The organism is Tritonibacter sp. SIMBA_163, assembly GCF_046535935.1.
GTDB classification, from domain to species: Bacteria; Pseudomonadota; Alphaproteobacteria; order Rhodobacterales; family Rhodobacteraceae; genus Epibacterium; species Epibacterium scottomollicae.
In genome coordinates, this window is the sequence record NZ_JAWJBP010000417.1 from 1 (window position 1) to 274 (window position 274).

Here is a 274-nt window from a genome sequence, read left to right on the forward strand (position 1 = left end):
CGGGCCGCGGACCAGATCGTCCCAATGCACCTCAGTACGCCTGGTGTTAAAAGGATCGGCATCGAAATTTGGCAGCAGGAAACGCCAATGGGGCTTGCGCCCCTCCGCTTGGAAGGCTGCTTTCTCTTCGTCCGTGAGCTTCAAGCCCTCGCGGCCATAAACGGGTGGCAAGCGACGCGCGAGGCGAAGCTTACGACGGCGCTCCAGCTCATCCGCCGTTTCGTAGCAGGCATAAAGCAACCCGGCCTGCTTCAGCTTTTCGACCGCCCTGCCG

1 protein-coding gene is annotated in these 274 nt (G+C 61.7%); it reads right to left on the bottom strand.

Annotated features, from left to right (window positions below; all coding sequences use genetic code 11):
• Nucleotides 1–274, bottom strand: a 274-nt coding sequence (locus R0J92_RS22960; protein ID WP_411053367.1) for a glutamate--tRNA ligase family protein, incomplete at both ends; no start/stop codon positions are given.